General features: G+C 61.4%; 11 protein-coding genes. 5 read left to right on the top strand and 6 right to left on the bottom strand.

Annotation, left to right across the window (positions count from 1 at the left end; all coding sequences use genetic code 11):
* The first annotated feature begins 214 nt into the window (after positions 1 to 214).
* Positions 215 to 1,537, top strand: coding sequence for a putative porin (locus NL123_RS08250; protein WP_028617432.1), 1,323 nt, complete (start codon positions 215 to 217; stop codon positions 1,535 to 1,537).
* Between the two features lie 107 nt (positions 1,538 to 1,644).
* Here NL123_RS08250 and NL123_RS08245 read toward each other — a convergent pair whose 3' ends face one another.
* From NL123_RS08245 to aceK, 5 genes are all read right to left on the bottom strand, one after another.
* Positions 1,645 to 1,890 (bottom strand): anti-sigma factor family protein, encoded by a 246-nt coding sequence (locus tag NL123_RS08245; RefSeq protein ID WP_058425368.1) that lies wholly within the window; start codon positions 1,888 to 1,890, stop codon positions 1,645 to 1,647.
* Positions 1,884 to 2,498 carry an RNA polymerase sigma factor gene (locus NL123_RS08240; RefSeq protein WP_092242857.1) on the bottom strand — a complete coding sequence of 205 codons (615 nt, stop codon included), beginning with the start codon at positions 2,496 to 2,498 and terminating at the stop codon, positions 1,884 to 1,886. The genes NL123_RS08245 and NL123_RS08240 overlap by 7 nt, the downstream gene beginning before the upstream one ends.
* Positions 2,499 to 2,515: 17 nt before the next feature.
* Complete coding sequence (locus NL123_RS08235; protein ID WP_071491358.1) at positions 2,516 to 3,637, bottom strand: beta-ketoacyl-ACP synthase III; 1,122 nt, start codon at positions 3,635 to 3,637, stop codon at positions 2,516 to 2,518.
* Positions 3,638 to 3,945: 308 nt separating this feature from the next.
* Positions 3,946 to 7,857: an ATP-dependent RNA helicase HrpA gene (gene hrpA, locus NL123_RS08230; protein ID WP_494357560.1), complete on the bottom strand. Its 3,912-nt coding sequence runs from the start codon at positions 7,855 to 7,857 to the stop codon at positions 3,946 to 3,948.
* 71 nt (positions 7,858 to 7,928) lie between these two features.
* Positions 7,929 to 9,644 (bottom strand): bifunctional isocitrate dehydrogenase kinase/phosphatase, encoded by a 1,716-nt coding sequence (gene aceK, locus NL123_RS08225; RefSeq protein WP_248483537.1) that lies wholly within the window; start codon positions 9,642 to 9,644, stop codon positions 7,929 to 7,931.
* A 391-nt stretch (positions 9,645 to 10,035) separates the two neighbouring features.
* Between aceK and NL123_RS08220 the strand changes: the two genes are divergently transcribed.
* Positions 10,036 to 11,661 (top strand): methyl-accepting chemotaxis protein, encoded by a 1,626-nt coding sequence (locus NL123_RS08220; protein WP_494357559.1) that lies wholly within the window; start codon positions 10,036 to 10,038, stop codon positions 11,659 to 11,661.
* Positions 11,662 to 11,713: 52 nt separating this feature from the next.
* Complete coding sequence (locus tag NL123_RS08215; RefSeq protein ID WP_494357558.1) at positions 11,714 to 12,598, top strand: DMT family transporter; 885 nt, start codon at positions 11,714 to 11,716, stop codon at positions 12,596 to 12,598.
* A 33-nt stretch (positions 12,599 to 12,631) separates the two neighbouring features.
* On the opposite strand, the gene NL123_RS08210 is transcribed toward NL123_RS08215, so the two are convergent.
* Positions 12,632 to 13,492 (bottom strand): DMT family transporter, encoded by an 861-nt coding sequence (locus NL123_RS08210; protein ID WP_494357557.1) that lies wholly within the window; start codon positions 13,490 to 13,492, stop codon positions 12,632 to 12,634.
* Between the two features lie 410 nt (positions 13,493 to 13,902).
* On the opposite strand from NL123_RS08210, the gene NL123_RS08205 reads away from it, so the two are divergent.
* Positions 13,903 to 14,694 carry a CPBP family glutamic-type intramembrane protease gene (locus NL123_RS08205; protein WP_494357556.1) on the top strand — a complete coding sequence of 264 codons (792 nt, stop codon included), beginning with the start codon at positions 13,903 to 13,905 and terminating at the stop codon, positions 14,692 to 14,694.
* A gap of 104 nt (positions 14,695 to 14,798) precedes the next feature.
* Positions 14,799 to 16,364, top strand: a complete 1,566-nt coding sequence (locus NL123_RS08200; protein ID WP_494357555.1) for a methyl-accepting chemotaxis protein — start codon at positions 14,799 to 14,801, stop codon at positions 16,362 to 16,364.
* Positions 16,365 to 16,394: the final 30 nt, after the last annotated feature.

The following is a 16,394-nucleotide window of genomic DNA, read 5'->3' as shown; positions in this document are numbered from 1 at the left end:
CGTTTCGCGCGACAAGGCTCTAAACCAATAGTTCCGAACGTGAAAAATTTGTCATCTAGATGACATCACTTCGCCACTGCGCCGTCATAAACGATCGTGATACTGACGCCTGTTTTTAGAGCGCCTGGTTCTACCCGGCGGCTATTTTTCCGTCCGTCATCGGTCGGTTGTGTCCTGGATGGTTTGCCATCCCTCCTCACTTTCGGAGATTGATATGCGTCTTGCTTCCACTAAAACTGCGGCGGTCCTGTGCGGCGGCCTGTTACTGGCCCTGAGCGTTCCGGCCAGCGCTGCAGTCGACGCTAAATTGCTCGACATGCTCAAGGCCAACGGCCAGATCACCGCGGCGCAGTACACCGAACTGCAAAGCGAGCTGGCCAAAGACCAGAAAGAACAGCAGATCGCACGGCAAGCTCAACAAGAGACCAACGAACAGATCGCGGCCACCGCGAAGAAAACCAATGAGCTGAGCAGCTTCGACCAGAAGCTGGCCTGGGCCGCCAAGACTCAGTTCAAGGGTGACGTACGTTTCCGCCAGGAAACCGTGAAAATCCAGGGCGAATCCAACAACGGCGGCCGCGACAAGGACCGTCAGCGCATCCGTGCCCGCCTGGGCGCCTACACCGAGATCAACTCGCAAGTCGACACCGGTATCCGCATTGCCACCGGCAGCAGCGACGATGCGCGCTCGACCAACCAGGACCAGGACAACTATTTCGACAAGAAGTCGATCTGGCTGGACCTTGGCTACATCGACTACCACCCGGACCAGATCAAGAACCTGCACGTGATCGGCGGCAAGATGCTGCAACCGTGGGTGAACATGGGTGACGTCATCTGGGACAGCGACATCAACCCTGAAGGCCTGGCCCTGACTTACAAATACCCTCTGGGTAGCAGCGCCGAGCTGTTCGGTAGCCTCGGTAACTACAACCTCAAGGACAACGTCGACGGCGATGGCGTGCAGTTCCGTCACGACCTGCGCCTGACTTCTGGCCAGTTGGGCACACGCTTCTCGGTCACCGACAACCTGAAAATGACCCTGGGCGGCAGCGTCTACGCCTACCAGAATGACAAGGACAGCCGTTGCACAACCACCACCACGCCTTGCGCACTGGCGGTCAACGGCAACTCGGCCGACAACCAGTTCCGCTTGTATGAAGGCTTTGCCCAAGCCGACATCGGCGGTCTGGCAGTGCCGCTGGCGTTCTACGGCCAGTACGTGAAAAACAACGACGCCGTGACCGACCAAGACACCGCCTGGCTGATCGGCGCCAAGTCGAAAGTGTTCGGCTTCAACCTGGACTACAACTACCGCGACATCCAGCGTAATGCCGTGGTGGGTGCCTTCACCGACTCGGACTTCGCCAATGGAACCACCGGTTCGCGCGGTCACAAGATGAAGGTCAGCTACGACATCGACAAGAACTTCGCCCTCGGTGCCACGTACTTCCTGACCAAGGCCGACTACGCCAGCCGTACCCAGCGTGACGCCAACACCAACACCCTGCAGCTGGATGCAGAAGCCAAGTTCTAATAGTAGGTGTTGAAAGCCTTGGGCCAGGACGGCCCGAGGTGGCTGTACCAGTCTTGCGTGAGTGGATCGGTCCCCATCATCCGTTCGCTCCACCCACGCGAGCCTGTTTATTCCCCGCCTTTGTGATCCTTGAGCCGCTCGTCAGCCAGACGCTGGGCCAAGGCCTCCACACCCTCTACCGGCTCATCCGGCATTATCTTCAGCGTCGCCTGCATCAGGCGCATCTGGCGGATAAACCGGCGGCAGTTCGGGCAGAACATCAAGTGATGACGCACCAGCAGACGCTCGCGAAAGGTCAACTGCCCATCGAGATAGTCACTGGAACGTGCCACTTGTTCTTTACAGGTCAACATTCGCCCGTTTCCTCAAAATGCTCCACCGTGGCGAAGACTTTAAGCCGTGCCCGATGCAACAGCACACGGACATTGGAGAGCGACAACGTCAGAAGATTACAGATCTCTTCCAACTCCAGGCCCTGCCGTTCGCGCAGCACCAGCACGCTGCTTTGCAACTCCGACAGGCTCAGGATCGTATGCTCCAGGCATTTGCGCAGTTCATCCTCGGTGAGCAAGGCTTCCGGGGTGTCCTGGTGCCAGGCATACGGGGCGACGGCCCAGTGACCATCGTCGGGGGTGAAGCGATCGTCACCGATAGTGCCGTGGGGCGAGGGCAGATCGTCGAGCAACACTTCGCGACGGTTCTGCTTGTAGCGCCCCTTGGCAGCGTTGGCGGTAATGGTCAGCAGCCAGGTCTTGAGGCTGGAACGGCCCTCGAACCTGGCCAGGTTGCGCACCACCGACAGCCAGGCGTCCTGCACCACTTCGTCGGCGTGGCGCTGGCCGACGATGGCATAGGCCACCGCCCGCATGGCGCTCTGGTAGGTGGTGACCAATTCCTTGTAGGCCCGCTGCTCACCCTTGAGCAGGCGTTCAAGCAGGTGCGCGTCGTCCGCTGCTGCCATTCAAGACCTCGATTGTCTTAGCGTTTGCGCAGGATCACGCTGCCGATCGAATAGCCCGCGCCGAACGAACTGAGCACCGCCACGGAGCCCTTGGGCAGGTCATCCTGATTCTTGTGGAACGCAATCACCGAACCCGCCGAGCTGGTGTTGGCGTAGGTATCGAGGATCACCGGCGCTTCTTCCACCGTGGCTTCGCGGCCCAGCAGTTTCTTCACGATCAGGTGGTTCATGCTCAGGTTGGCCTGGTGCAGCCAGAAGCGCTTCACATCGGTCACGTTCAACTGATTCTCTTCCAGGTGCACGCCGATCAGCTCGGCCACCATCGGGCATACGTCGCGAAACACCTTGCGGCCTTCCTGTACGAACAGTTTGTCCGGCGCGCCGATGCCTTCTTCCGCGGTGCGGTTGAGGAAGCCGAAGTTGTTGCGGATGTTATTGGAGAACTTGGTCAGCAGCTTGGTGCTCACCACGTCGAACTGATGTTCGGAGGTTGCCAGGTCGGCGCGCTCCAGGACCACGGCGGTGGCCGCATCCCCAAAGATGAAGTGGCTGTCGCGGTCGCGGAAGTTCAGGTGGCCGGTGCAGACTTCCGGGTTGACCATCAGGATCGCCCGCGCCTGGCCTAGCTGGATGCTGTTGGCGGCGTTCTGGATGCCGAAGGTGGCCGAGGAACAGGCCACGTTCATGTCAAAACCAAACCCTTCGATGCCCAAGGCTTCCTGGACTTCAATAGCGATGGCCGGGTAGGCACGTTGCAGGTTGGAGCAGGCGACGATCACGCCGTCGATGTCGGCGGCGGTCTTGCCCGCGCGCTGCAGTGCCTGTTCGGCGGCGCCGACGGCCATCTGGCAGAGGACCGACCATTCGTCGTTGCTGCGCTCGGGCAGGCGTGGGGCCATGCGCTGCGGATCGAGAATGCCGTCCTTGTCCATCACGAAGCGGCTCTTGATGCCGGAGGCCTTTTCGATGAAGGCGGCGCTGGATTCGGTCAGCGGCTGCACGTCACCGCGCTCGATGGCGGCGGCGTTGTCGCTGTTGAACTGTTGCACGTAAGCATTGAAAGACTGCACCAGCTCTTCGTTGGAAATGCTGTTGGCCGGGGTATACAGGCCAGTGCCGCTGATGACGACGTTATGCACGGTCGTTCCTCTAAATCTGTCAGGCAGAAGATATTGGTACCGTCGTACCAAACTGTAAGTAGTCCGATTCCGCTCCGCGGACACCAAACTGGCATCGCTTTATTCCATCGCGCCGCAGCCTTTCACGACGATCCCGGCATTTATAACCGCGAAGTTTGCCACAACCCTCGGAATTTGGCGCTATCTGTGGGAGAGGGCTTGCCCCCGATAGCGGTGGGCCAGTCAACACATCCTTTACTGACAGACCGCAATCGGGGGCAAGCCCCCTCCCACACTGGACCTGTATTGCCCTGGAAACCGTGTAGATATCAGGCTTCTACCAGGCTCCACTGCTTGCTCAAACGCTTGTCGGAAATCGGCACCTTGGTGCCCAACTGCTGGGCAAACAACGACACCCGGTATTCCTCCAGCCACCAGCGATACAGCTCCAACTGGGGGTCGCGCTTGCCTTCCTGGGCGTGTTTTTTCAGACGGTTTTCGTACTGCGTCCACAGGCCGGCCAGCTCGCCGCTCCACACCCGATCCTTTTGCACTTGGCTCGGCAGTTTTTCCAGGCGCAACTCGATGGCCTTGAGGTAACGCGGCAACTCCTTAAACCACTGCGCCGGGGTTTCCCGCACAAAACCGGGGTACACCAGGTTGCTCAGTTGCTGCTTGATGTCGTTCAAGGCCACGGCCTGGGCCAGGTCGATCTTGCCTTTGAAGCGTTTTTGCAGGCCATGCCAGAGTTTCAGCACCTCCAGGGTCAGGCGCGCCAGGCGCTCGGCGTGTTCGGTCCAACTGCTGCGTTTGCGCTCGGCCAGGGCAGCCAAACCGGCGCCATCACGCGGCAGGTTGGCTTCGCCTTCGAGCACGCAGGTGTCGAGACTGGCCAGCAGGATGTCCTCCACCAGCGCATCGATGCGTCCCAATTCGCGGTACATCAGGCCCAGTTCGGTCAGGCCTGGCAGTTTGCCGCGCAGGAATTTCGCCGGTTCCGCCAGTTGCTGCATCAGCAGGCGTTGCAAGGCGCGGCGATGCTGGAACTCAGCCTCGGCAGCCGTGGAGAAACGCCCCTCCTTGACCGTGCCGTTGTCTTCCACCAGTGCCGGATATACCGTCATCGACAGCCCGGCGATCTTTTGTTGCGTCTTCTCGGCCACCGCCGCGAATACCTTGGCCTCCACCGGCTGCTGGCTTTTTGCGGTTTGCGGCACAGCCAATGCGGCCTGGCTGGCCTCGGCAAAACGCGCCGTCAGTTCGGCGAGATCCCGGCCTTCACCAAGGAACTTGCCCTGGCCGTCGACCACTTCCAGATTCATCTTCAGGTGGCTTTCCACCTGCTGCGCGGCCTCAGCCCAGGCTTCATCGCTGACCCGCGCCCCGGTCATGCGCAACAATTCGCGGCCCAGGGCCTGGGGCAATGACCCCTGGCCGAACTCGATGCGTTGCAGGGCAGCCTTGACGAAGTCCGGCACCGGCACGAAGTTCTTGCGCAGCGCCTTGGGCAGGTTGCGCACCAGGGCGATGCACTTGGCTTCGATCACCCCCGGCACCAGCCACTCCAGGCGCTCCGGGGGCAAGGCGGGCAACAGCGGCGCCGGCACACGCAGGGTCACACCGTCACGCGGGTGGTTGGGTTCGAAGTGGTAACTCAAGGCCAGTTCCAGGTCACCCAGGTGCAGGGTGTCCGGGTAATGCGCGGCGGTGACTTCGCTGGCCTCGCGGGCCAGTACGTCTTCTTCACGCATGATCAGCAGTTGCGGGTCTTTCTGGCTGTTGACCTTGTACCAGCTGTCGAAGGTCGCGGTCTGGTGGATCTCCGCCGGCAGGCGCGCATCGTAGAAGGCGAACAGCGTTTCCTCATCCGCCAGGATGTCGCGCCGACGCGCCTTGGCTTCCAGCTCATCGAGCTGCTCCAGCAATTGCTGGTTGGCCGCCAGGCACTTGGCCCGTGACTGGATCTCGCCACGTACCAGGCCTTCACGGATAAACAGCTCGCGGGACACCACCGGATCGACCGGCCCGTAGTGCACCGGCCGGCGCCCGACCACAATCAGCCCGAACAGGGTGATCTGCTCAAAGGCCACGACCTGGCCGCGCTTCTTCTCCCAATGGGGCTCGAAGTGGTTTTTCTTGATCAGGTGCCCGGCCAGCGGTTCGATCCAGTCGGCGTCGATCTTGGCGACCATGCGCGCATACAGCTTGGTGGTTTCCACCAGTTCAGCGGTCATCAGCCATTGCGGGCGTTTCTTGCCGATGCCCGACGAGGGGTGAATCCAGAAACGCCGCTGACGTGCGCCCAGGTAATCGCCGTCCTCGGTTTTCTGACCGATCTGGCTGAGCAAACCGGACAGCACCGCCTTGTGCAGTTTCGGGAAGTCCGCCGGCTCTTTATTGACGCTCAACTGCATGTCGCGGCAGATCAGGCTCAACTGGCGATGGGAATCACGCCATTCGCGCAGGCGCAGGTAGTTGAGGAAGTTCTTGCGGCACCAGTTACGCAGTGGGCTGGCAGTCAGTTCCTGACGTTGCTCTTCAAAACCGCGCCACAAATTGACCAGGCCGGCGAAGTCCGAATCCGGGTCCTTCCACTGTGCGTGGGCCTGGTCGGCGGCCTGCTGACGCTCCGGTGGGCGCTCGCGCGGGTCCTGGATCGACATGGCGCTGGCGACGATCAGTACTTCCTGCAAGCTGCCAAGCTTGGCGGCTTCGAGCAACATGCGGCCCATGCGCGGGTCCACCGGCAGGCGCGCCAGCTGGCGGCCCAGTGGGGTGAGCTGGCTGTTGCGGTCGACCGCCGACAGCTCTTGCAGCAGGTTGAAACCGTCGCTGATGGCCTTGCCGTCCGGCGGTTCGATAAACGGGAAGTCGGTGATTTCGCCGAGACGCAAATGCAGCATTTGCAGGATCACGGCGGCGAGGTTGGTGCGCAGGATTTCCGGGTCGGTAAATTCCGGGCGGCCGATAAAATCTTCTTCGCTGTACAAACGAATGCAGATGCCCGGCTCGACCCGGCCGCAACGGCCTTTACGCTGGTTGGCACTGGCCTGGGAAATCGCCTCGATCGGCAGGCGCTGCACCTTGGCGCGGTAGCTGTAGCGGCTGATGCGCGCAGTGCCGCTGTCGATCACATAACGAATGCCCGGCACGGTCAGGGAGGTTTCCGCGACGTTGGTCGCCAGCACCACACGTCGGCCCGGATGGGACTGGAAAATGCGCTGCTGCTCGGCTGGCGACAGGCGCGCGTACAACGGCAGGATCTCGGTGTGCTTGAGCTGGGCCTTGCGCAGCATGTCGGCGGCGTCGCGAATCTCGCGCTCCCCCGGCAGGAACACCAGCACGTCGCCGGGGCTGCGCCGCTCGCTGCGCTCATAGGCGGCGATTTCATCGAGGGTGGCGAGGATCGCCTGGTCGACGGTGAGGTCGTCCTCGACGCGGTTGCCCTCCTCGTCCTGCTCCAGGGTCAGCGGGCGATACCAGGTGTCCACCGGGAAGGTGCGGCCGGAGACCTCGACAATCGGCGCATCGTCGAAATGCTTGGAGAAGCGCTCAAGGTCGATGGTCGCCGAGGTGATGATGACCTTGAGGTCCGGGCGACGTGGCAGCAGGGTTTTCAGGTAGCCCAGCAGGAAGTCGATGTTCAGGCTGCGTTCGTGGGCCTCGTCGACGATGATGGTGTCGTAGCGCTCCAGATAGCGATCGTTCTGGGTTTCCGCCAGCAGGATGCCGTCGGTCATCAGCTTGATCAGGGTGTTGGAATCGCTCTGGTCTTCAAAGCGCACCTGATAGCCGACCAGCGCGCCCAATGGCGTGGCCAACTCTTCGGCGACCCGGCTGGCCACGCTGCGTGCGGCGATCCGGCGGGGCTGGGTATGACCAATGAGACCGAACTGGCCGCGACCGATTTCCAGGCAGATCTTCGGCAACTGGGTGGTTTTGCCCGAGCCGGTTTCGCCAGCAATGATCAGCACCTGATGCTTGTTCAACGCCTCTTTGATTTCATCGCGCTTGGCCGCGATCGGCAGGCTGTCGTCGTAGCGGATCACCGGCAGGCTGGCGCGCCGCGCCGTGACCTGGGCGCAGGACGCCTGCATGCGCGCGACCCACTGCGCCAACTTGTCCTCGTCGGGCTTTTTGCGCAACTCAAGCAGCTGGCGCCGCAAGCGGTGGCGGTCGGCGAGCATGGCGTGATCGAGGGTTTTGAGCAGTTGGTCGATAGTGGGCGCTTGGTCAGTCATCAGGTACGCAGGGGTCGTCTATATATGCAGGGGGCGGATTGTCGCAGAAAACCGCCCCCAAGCGTGCCCCCTCATTCGTTATCGCGGTCCTTGCGCCGGTACGGGAACACATCGATCACCTTGCCCGCCCGGATCGCCTCCTGCAGCCCCTTCCAGTAATCGGCGTTGTACAACTCGCCGTGCAGCTCGTCGAACAGCTTGCGCTGGCCGGCGTCGGCGAACAGGAACGGTGGGAATTCTTCGGGGAAGACGTCCAACGGGCCGATGGAATACCAGGGCTCGGAGGCCATTTCATCCTCCGGGGTACGCGGCGCCGGGATGTGCCGGAAGTTGGCCTCTGTGAGAAAACAGATTTCATCGTAGTCGTAGAACACCACGCGGCCATGGCGGGTGACGCCGAAGTTCTTCAGCAGCATGTCGCCGGGAAAGATGTTCGCCGCCGCCAGTTGCTTGATCGCCAAGCCATAGTCTTCGAGGGCCTCGCGCACCTGGGCGGGGTTGGCGTTGTCGAGGTAGAGGTTGAGCGGGGTCATGCGCCGCTCCGTCCAGCAGTGGCGGATCAACACGGTATCGCCCTCCACTTCGACGGTGCCCGCCGCCACATCCAACAGCTCGGCCAGGCATTCGGGCTCGAACTTGCTCAAGGGGAAACGGAAGTCGGCGAACTCCTGGGTGTCGGCCATGCGCCCTACCCGGTCGACGCTTTTGACCAGGCGGTACTTCTCGATCACCGTGGCGCGGTTGACGTTTTTCGACGGTGAAAAACGGTCCTTGATGATCTTGAACACGGTGTTGAAGCCCGGCAGCGTGAATACGCTCATGACCATGCCACGCACGCCGGGGGCCATGATGAACTGATCGTTGGTGGTCGCCAGGTGGTTGATCAGGGCGCGATAGAACTCCGACTTGCCGTGCTTGTAGAAACCGATGGAGGTGTACAACTCGGCGATGTGCTTGCCCGGCAGGATGCGCTTGAGAAAGCCGATGAATTCCGCTGGCACCGGTACATCGACCATGAAGTAGGAGCGGGTGAACGAGAAGATGATCGATACATCGGCTTCGTCGGTGATCAGCGCATCGATCTGGATACCTTGCCCTTCGCGGTGCAGCAACGGGATCACCAGCGGCCATTGTTCGTCGCGGGTGTAGATGCGCCCGACGAGGTAGGCACCTTTATTACGGTAGAGCACCGAGGAAAACAGCTCGACCTTGAGGTCCGGGTCCTTGCACACCCAGTCCGGCAGGTTTTCCCGCAGTTGGGTTTCGAGGCGTTGAAGGTCGCCTGCGAGGTCGGCGTAGGGTTCGCTGAAGCGGTAGTCGGCAAAGATCTGCGCGAGCATTTCCGGGATTTTCGCGGCGGGGGTGTAGGTGCGCGTCTGCGCGGCCCGTGCCCGACGCAGGCTAGGCCGGGTGGTGTGGATGAACATACAGCCGTCGCTGATCAGGTCGTGGCTGAACAGCCCGCAGAAGATCGAGTTGTACCAGGTCTCGGAGAGTTCATCGTCAAAGCGCCGGTCGATCAGGCCGATGTAGGCACTTTTGACCAAGGGCCACGCATCGATGTCGAGCAGGGCGGCGTCATCGAAGCGCTCACGCAACCGCTGGGTCACCTCAGTGACCTTTTCCTCATAGAGATTGATCCGCGCCGCCGACGCCGCCTGGCCCTGCTGCCACTGGGCCTTTTCGAAACGCTCGCGGGCGCCATCGGTGATCTGGCGGAAGTGTTCGCGGTAATCGTCGAAGCCATCAAGGATCATCTGGGCAATGGCGAGGGCGGATTGCGACATGCGGGAAACCTCGAGCGGGCATCGGGAAGCCCTGAGCTTAGCCAGTGTACGAACACAGGAGAAGGGTCATTTTTCGTGCAGCCTTGTACAACTCCGTTCATTTCGTACATTTATTTTCAATTTATTTAATTCGACCAATTGGTCAATAAACGCACTGAAAAGTCGCACATTGTTTTCCCCATACGCCCACAACGACGCGGCTTTGCTGCTTAGCGCCGAAAACACGTGTACTCCCCCGGGGACTCTGCTCCGCATACATCTTTGGATCCAACTAAGGGAAACCCTGATTACCACCTTGATGGCACTTTGATATATAGCGCGCCCTCTCCCACCCTAACAAGGTCCGAAGACCGATCCGGGAACAGGTTCTAATCGCCCAAGGAGCATAGAGATGTCATTGAGGAACATGAGGATCGGTCTGCGTGCCAGTCTGAGTTTTGGGGTTTTGGCCAGCTTGCTGGTGATTGTGGGCCTGTTCGGCCTGGGCCAGATGGCCAAGCTGCGACAGAGCGCGCTGGTCATCGAACAATCGTGGATGCCGAGCATCGAGAACATCCACGACAGCGCGGCCTTTGTCGCCAGCATCCGCCTGGAGGCCTTGCGCCTGGCGACCACCGACGAATCGCGGATCCGCGACAACAGCAAAGCCCTGATCACTCGCCAGCGCAGCGAGCTGCAAACCCTGCTCGACCATCACAAAAGCCTGCTCAGCAGCGACGAAGAACGCCAGATGCTCAAGCAACTCGAAGGGAACGTGAACACTTACCTGGCCCTCGTCGAACAGATCGTCACCCTGGTGGACAAGGATCAGCAGCAAGACGCCATTGACCTGCTCAACAGCCGGCTCGCTCCGCAGGGTGTGATCCTCAACAAGAGCCTGGAGGACATGATCGTGTTCAACCAGAACGGCGTGGAAACGGCGGTGGATTCAGCCGCACAGACCTATTCCAGTGCACAGTGGATCGTCGGCCTGATCATCGTATTCGCCTTGATCGCCACCTTGTTGCTCGCCTGGCTGCTGACCCGCAGCATCACCGCCCCGCTCGGCCAGGCGCTGAGCGTGGCCCGCACCATTGCCGGCGGCGACCTGAGCCAGCCGATTGCCGTCAGCGGCAAGGACGAACCGGCCCAATTGCTCAACGCCCTGGCGACCATGCAGGCGCAGTTGCAGGGCACCATTCGCGGCATCAGCGAATCGGCGCAACAGCTGGCCTCCGCCGCCGAAGAGATGAGCTCAGTGATGGAGCAAAGCACCCGTGGCCTGCAGGCGCAGAACGACGAAATCGAACAGGCCGCCACCGCAGTCACCGAAATGAGCGCGGCTGTGGACGAAGTGGCGGGCAATGCGGTGTCCAGCGCCGAGGCGTCCCAGGCCTCCGACGAGGACAGCAAGCACGGCCACTACCAGATCAGCGAAACCATCAGCTCGATCCAGAACCTGGTCGACGAAGTGCTTGGCGCCTCGAACAAGGCCGAAGGCCTGGCAGTGCAGGCCCAGGACATCAGCAAGGTGCTGGAAGTGATCCGCGGCATCGCCGGGCAGACCAACCTGCTGGCGCTCAACGCCGCCATCGAAGCGGCCCGCGCAGGCGAGGCCGGGCGGGGGTTTGCGGTGGTGGCCGATGAAGTGCGCTCCCTGGCGCAACGCACCCAGGACTCCACCGAAGAAATCGAGCAGATGATCACCGGCATCCAGCGCGGCACCCAGGATACGGTCGACGCGCTGAACAGCAGCGCCGAGCACGCGGGCCAGACCCTGCAGCGGGCCAACAGCGCCGGCAGTGCCCTGGAAAAAATCACCGCGGCCATCTCGCAGATCAGCCAGCGCAACCTGGTGATCGCCAGCGCCGCCGAGCAGCAGGCGCTGGTGGCACGCGACGTGGACCGCAGCCTGGTGAACATCCGCGACCTGTCCACCCAGACCGCCGCCGGTGCCACCCAGACCTCGGCCGCCAGCCAGGAACTGTCGCGCCTGGCGGTGGACCTGAATGCGCTGGTGACGCGGTTTGTCCTGTAATCATTAGACATGTCATGCAACACTCGCGGCCTTATTGAGGTAGGAGTGTTCCGTGAGACCTGTCGACACCTTGTACTTGCTGGGACTCGCCGCCATCTGGGGCGCGAGCTTCCTGTTCATGCGCATTATCGCGCCGGAGATCGGCACGCTGCCGACCGCATTTTTCCGCGTGTCGATCGCCGCCGCCGGGTTGCTGGTGATCCTGGCGGTGATGCGGGTGAGCTGGGACTTCCAAGGCAAGTTCAAGACTGTATTGCTGCTCGGCGTGATCAACTCCGGGATCCCGGCGACCATGTATTCAGTCGCCGCCCAGGTGCTGCCGGCGGGTTACTCGGCGATCTTCAACGCCACCACGCCGTTGATGGGTGTGCTGATCGGCGGGCTGTTTTTCAGCGAACGTCTGACCCCGTCGAAAGTCGCCGGGGTGTGCCTGGGCCTGCTGGGCGTGGGGGTACTGACCCGCGCCGGGCCGGTGGCGTTTGACCTGCAATTGCTGATGGGCGCGCTGGCGTGTTTGCTGGCGACCACCTGTTACGGCTTTGCCGGGTTCCTGGCAAGGCGCTGGCTGGATCAGCGTGGTGGCTTGGACAGCCGCCTGTCGGCCCTGGGCAGCATGCTCGGCGCTACGTTGTTCCTGTTGCCGTTCTTTGCCTACAGCGCGATCAGCCAACCGCCGGCGAGTTGGGGTGGATGGCAGGTGTGGGGGTCGTTGCTGGGGTTGGGGCTGGTGTGTACGGCGTTCGCCTACATTCTTTACTTCCGGTTGCTGACGTCCATCGGGCCGGTTAAGTCGATGACGGTGACGTTCATGATTCCACCGTTCGGAGTGCTGTGGGGGGCGTTGCTGCTGGATGAGCCGTTGTCCATGGCGCATCTGTATGGCGGGGTGTTGATTGCGGGGGCGTTGTGGTTGGTGTTGCGGCCGCGAAAATTGTAGGAGCCCGGCTTGCCAGGCTCCTACAGTGCGGTGTCAACGCTTACGGAAGACAAACACCAAACCGATGATGATCAACCCCATCCCCAACAGGCTCAACAGCGCGAGCCTATTGCCAAAGATCAGGTAATCCATCACCGCCGTCACCGCCGGCACCAGATAGAACAAACTAGTGACATTCACCAGGTTGCCCCGGGCGATCAAGCGGTACAGCAATAGCGTGGCCAGCAACGACACCACCAAGCCCATCCACAGTACCGGCAGGTAGAAGCCGCTGCTGTGTTCAAAATGAAACGTCTGGAACGGCACAAACACCGAACACAGCAACAACCCCGCCAGGTACTGCACCGGCAGCGTGCCCAAGGGGTTGTCGGTGATGCGCTTCTGCATGATCGAGCCGAAGGTCATGCTGGCCAGGGCCAGCAGCCCGAACAGCATGCCCGCCAGGGACATGCCAGAGAGGCCGATGCCTTGATACACCACCATGATCAGCCCCGCCAACCCGAGGCCCAGGCCGAACACCCGGCTGAAAGAACGCTGGCGCTCCATCAGCACCACGGTGAGGATCGGCTGTACGCCCATGATAGTTGCCATCACGCCGGGAGTGACGTTGAGGTCCAGGGCCAACAGATAGAAAATCTGATAGGCGCCCAACAACACCAACCCCGTCGCCGCCGCATACAAAAGAGGCTTGCCGGGGCGCGGCAGTTTCAACTTGAGGATCGGTATCAGCACCACCAGGCCCACGAGGGCGATGGCAAAACGGATTAACAGAAACGCAAAGGGTGACGCGTGGGCCAGCCCCCATTTGGAGAAGATCGCCCCGCTGCTCCACAGCAATACAAACAGGCTCGTCGAGGCCGCCGCGGCCACGGATTGTTTCGAAAGAACAGACATGGTTACCACCTGTCATCAGGCAAAAAAAGCCGATTCAGCAGACGCTGAAATGCATTAGGTTTTTTTCAGGCGGGCAGACGGGAACAGCAATCAGCTGATCAGCCCAAAATGCCAACACCCGGCGGTGATACGACTGCGTACACCGGCGTGCTACTGACAGGTGGGGGGTAGTGACTGATCTGCGCAGGCTGCTTGTTCGCGCACGGCACGACCACAGCGTTGACCGCTGAATCGACTACCGCTGTGCGCTGGAGAGCTGGCATGGGCTGATCTTGTGTGAAGGGATGAAGAAGCTCGGACTATAACCACCCGGTGATACGTTTTGCAATCGGCATGAATGGAGGAGTTTTCATGTGGGGCCTGCCGGACCGGTCGCTATAATGCCGCCCAGCATTTTCCAAGGAGTTCCCATGTTCGCATTGCCCTGGCTGTACCTGGCGCTTCTTTCCATCGGCTATCTGCTGGCGTTGATATACGGGCAACTGGGGGTGTTGGCAGCCGTGTCCGTCGCCCTGCTGCTGATCGCTGGCTACGCGGTACGCCAGCAACGCACGCACTGGGCGCGTTACCTGGGCCACGGGCTGTTCATCGTGTTGGCGCTGAGCCTGGCGATGCACTGGTTGCCGGGCTTCTACAACGGGAGGGGCATTGCCTCGCACCGCTTCACCGAGGATGCCGTGCCCTTCTCGATGTATTTGAACCAGGACAAACCTCTGATCGGCTTCTGGCTGTTGCTGGCCTGCCCATGGATTGTGGCACGGCGCTCGTTGCGCTTGTCGATCTGCGTGGCCGCCCTGGCATTGACCCTCACCGCCATCGCCGCCCTCGGCGGAGCGGCCTTGCTGGGCGTGATCAGTTGGGCACCGAAGTGGCCGGAACAAGCCTGGCTGTGGGTACTCAATAACCTGTTGCTGGTGACGCTGGTGGAAGAAGCCTTGTTCCGCGGTTATGTGCAGGGCGGCTTGAGCCGACGTTTCAAACACCTGCCTTACGGCGAGAACCTGGCGCTGCTGCTGGCCTCGCTGCTGTTCGGCCTGGTGCACATCGGCGCAGGCTGGCATTGGGTATTGCTGGCGAGCATCGCCGGGGTGGGTTACGGCCTGGCCTATCGTTTTGGCGGCCTGGGCGCGGCGGTGGCCACGCACTTTGGCTTGAATCTGCTTCACTTCGGGTTGTTTACCTACCCGATGCTGGCCGGTTGATCCCCTGCAGGGGAACGTGCGTACCGCCGATTGTTGCAAAAATTAAGTTAAATAAACCGCCGTTCCTGCCGATACCCCCTGAAAGCCTTGCGGATTGAACAATCATGCGTAATAACCAACCCGTTACCCAGCGCGAACGTACCTTCCCCGCTCAGCAACGGTTGATCTCCACCACAGATGCCAAAGGCGTGATCACCTACTGCAACGACGCCTTCGTCGAAATCAGTGGGTTCTCTCGCGACGAACTGGTGCGTGCCCCGCATAACCTGGTGCGTCACCCGGACGTTCCGGCGGCGGTGTTCGCGCACATGTGGTCAACGCTCAAACAAGGCTTGCCATGGATGGGCATTGTCAAGAATCGCTGCAAGACCGGTGACCATTACTGGGTTAACGCCTATGTGACGCCGGTTTTCGAAGGCAACCAGGTGGTCGGCTACGAATCGGTGCGCATCAAGCCCACCGCCGAGCAGATCCGCCGGGCCGAAGCGCTCTACCAACGCATCAACCAGGGCAAGTCGGCGATCCCCCAACGTGACAAGTGGCTACCGGTGTTGCAGGACTGGCTACCGTTTATCCTGGTGAGCCAGTTGAGTTTCATGATCGGCGCCTCACTCAACTCCCACTGGGGCTTTGCCCTGGCGGCGGGATTGTCGGTGCCGTTGGGCCTGCTCGGCCTGAGCTGGCAACAACGCGGCCTCAAGCGTTTGCTGCGTCTGGCCGAGCAGACCACCTCCGACCCGCTAATCGCGCAGATGTACACCGACAGCCGTGGCGCCCAGGCGCGTCTGGAAATGTCGATCCTGAGCCAGGAGGCGCGTCTGAAGACCTGCCTTACCCGCCTGCAGGACACTGCCGAACACCTCAACGACCAGGCCGCGCAGTCCAACACCCTGGCGCATAACAGCTCGAGCGGCCTGGAACGCCAGCGCGTCGAGACTGAGCAGGTGGCGACCGCCGTTAACCAGATGGCGGCCACCACCCAGGAAGTCGCCAGCCATGTGCAGCGCACAGCGGACGCAACCCAGGAAGCCAACCGCCTCACCGGCCGTGGCCGCGACATCGCCGGGGAAACCCGCGAGGCGATTCAGCGTCTGTCCGTAGCAGTGGGTGAGACCGGTGTGACCGTGACCCAGTTGGCCAAGGACAGCGATGAAATCGGCGGCGTGGTCGACGTGATCAAGGGCATTGCCGACCAGACCAACCTGCTGGCGCTCAACGCCGCCATTGAAGCGGCGCGTGCCGGTGAAATGGGCCGGGGTTTTGCGGTGGTTGCCGACGAAGTCCGCCAATTGGCTCAGCGCACAGCCGAGTCGACCGGGCAGATCCATGCCCTGATCGCCAAGCTGCAACAAACCGCCGCCGCTGCCGTACAGACCATGGACGCCGGGCATCGCCAGGCCGAAGAAGGCGTGGCACGGGTGATGGAGGCGGATCAGGCGCTGGTAGGGATCAGTGAGGCGGTGGCGCATATCACCGACATGACTACCCAGATCGCGGCTGCCACCGAAGAGCAAAGCTCGGTGGCCGAAGAGATCAGTCGCAACATCAGCACCATTGCGCTGTTGGCAGACCAGACCTCGGAGCAAGCGTCGAACTCGGCGCAGTTGAGTGAAGAATTGACGCATACGGCGAATACCCAGTATTCGTTGGTGGAGCGCTTCAACCGGTAGACCGTTATCGGGGCGGTGCGACGATTCGAC

The sequence above is a fragment of the Pseudomonas sp. FBCC-B1565 genome (genome assembly GCF_059133265.1).
The sequence above is the reverse complement of the archived record's forward strand: the minus strand, read 5'-3'. Positions and strand labels throughout refer to the sequence as shown.

What these genes read in the sequence shown, in the direction of transcription:
- NL123_RS08250 (WP_028617432.1), top strand. Translation starts at nt 215, where the DNA reads ATGCGTCTTGCTTCCACTAAAACTGCGGCGGTCCTGTGCGGCGGCCTG.
- NL123_RS08245 (WP_058425368.1), bottom strand. Translation starts at nt 1,890, where the DNA reads ATGTTGACCTGTAAAGAACAAGTGGCACGTTCCAGTGACTATCTCGAT.
- NL123_RS08240 (WP_092242857.1), bottom strand. Translation starts at nt 2,498, where the DNA reads ATGGCAGCAGCGGACGACGCGCACCTGCTTGAACGCCTGCTCAAGGGT.
- hrpA (WP_494357560.1), bottom strand. Translation starts at nt 7,857, where the DNA reads ATGACTGACCAAGCGCCCACTATCGACCAACTGCTCAAAACCCTCGAT.
- aceK (WP_248483537.1), bottom strand. Translation starts at nt 9,644, where the DNA reads ATGTCGCAATCCGCCCTCGCCATTGCCCAGATGATCCTTGATGGCTTC.
- NL123_RS08220 (WP_494357559.1), top strand. Translation starts at nt 10,036, where the DNA reads ATGTCATTGAGGAACATGAGGATCGGTCTGCGTGCCAGTCTGAGTTTT.
- NL123_RS08210 (WP_494357557.1), bottom strand. Translation starts at nt 13,492, where the DNA reads ATGTCTGTTCTTTCGAAACAATCCGTGGCCGCGGCGGCCTCGACGAGC.
- NL123_RS08205 (WP_494357556.1), top strand. Translation starts at nt 13,903, where the DNA reads ATGTTCGCATTGCCCTGGCTGTACCTGGCGCTTCTTTCCATCGGCTAT.
- NL123_RS08200 (WP_494357555.1), top strand. Translation starts at nt 14,799, where the DNA reads ATGCGTAATAACCAACCCGTTACCCAGCGCGAACGTACCTTCCCCGCT.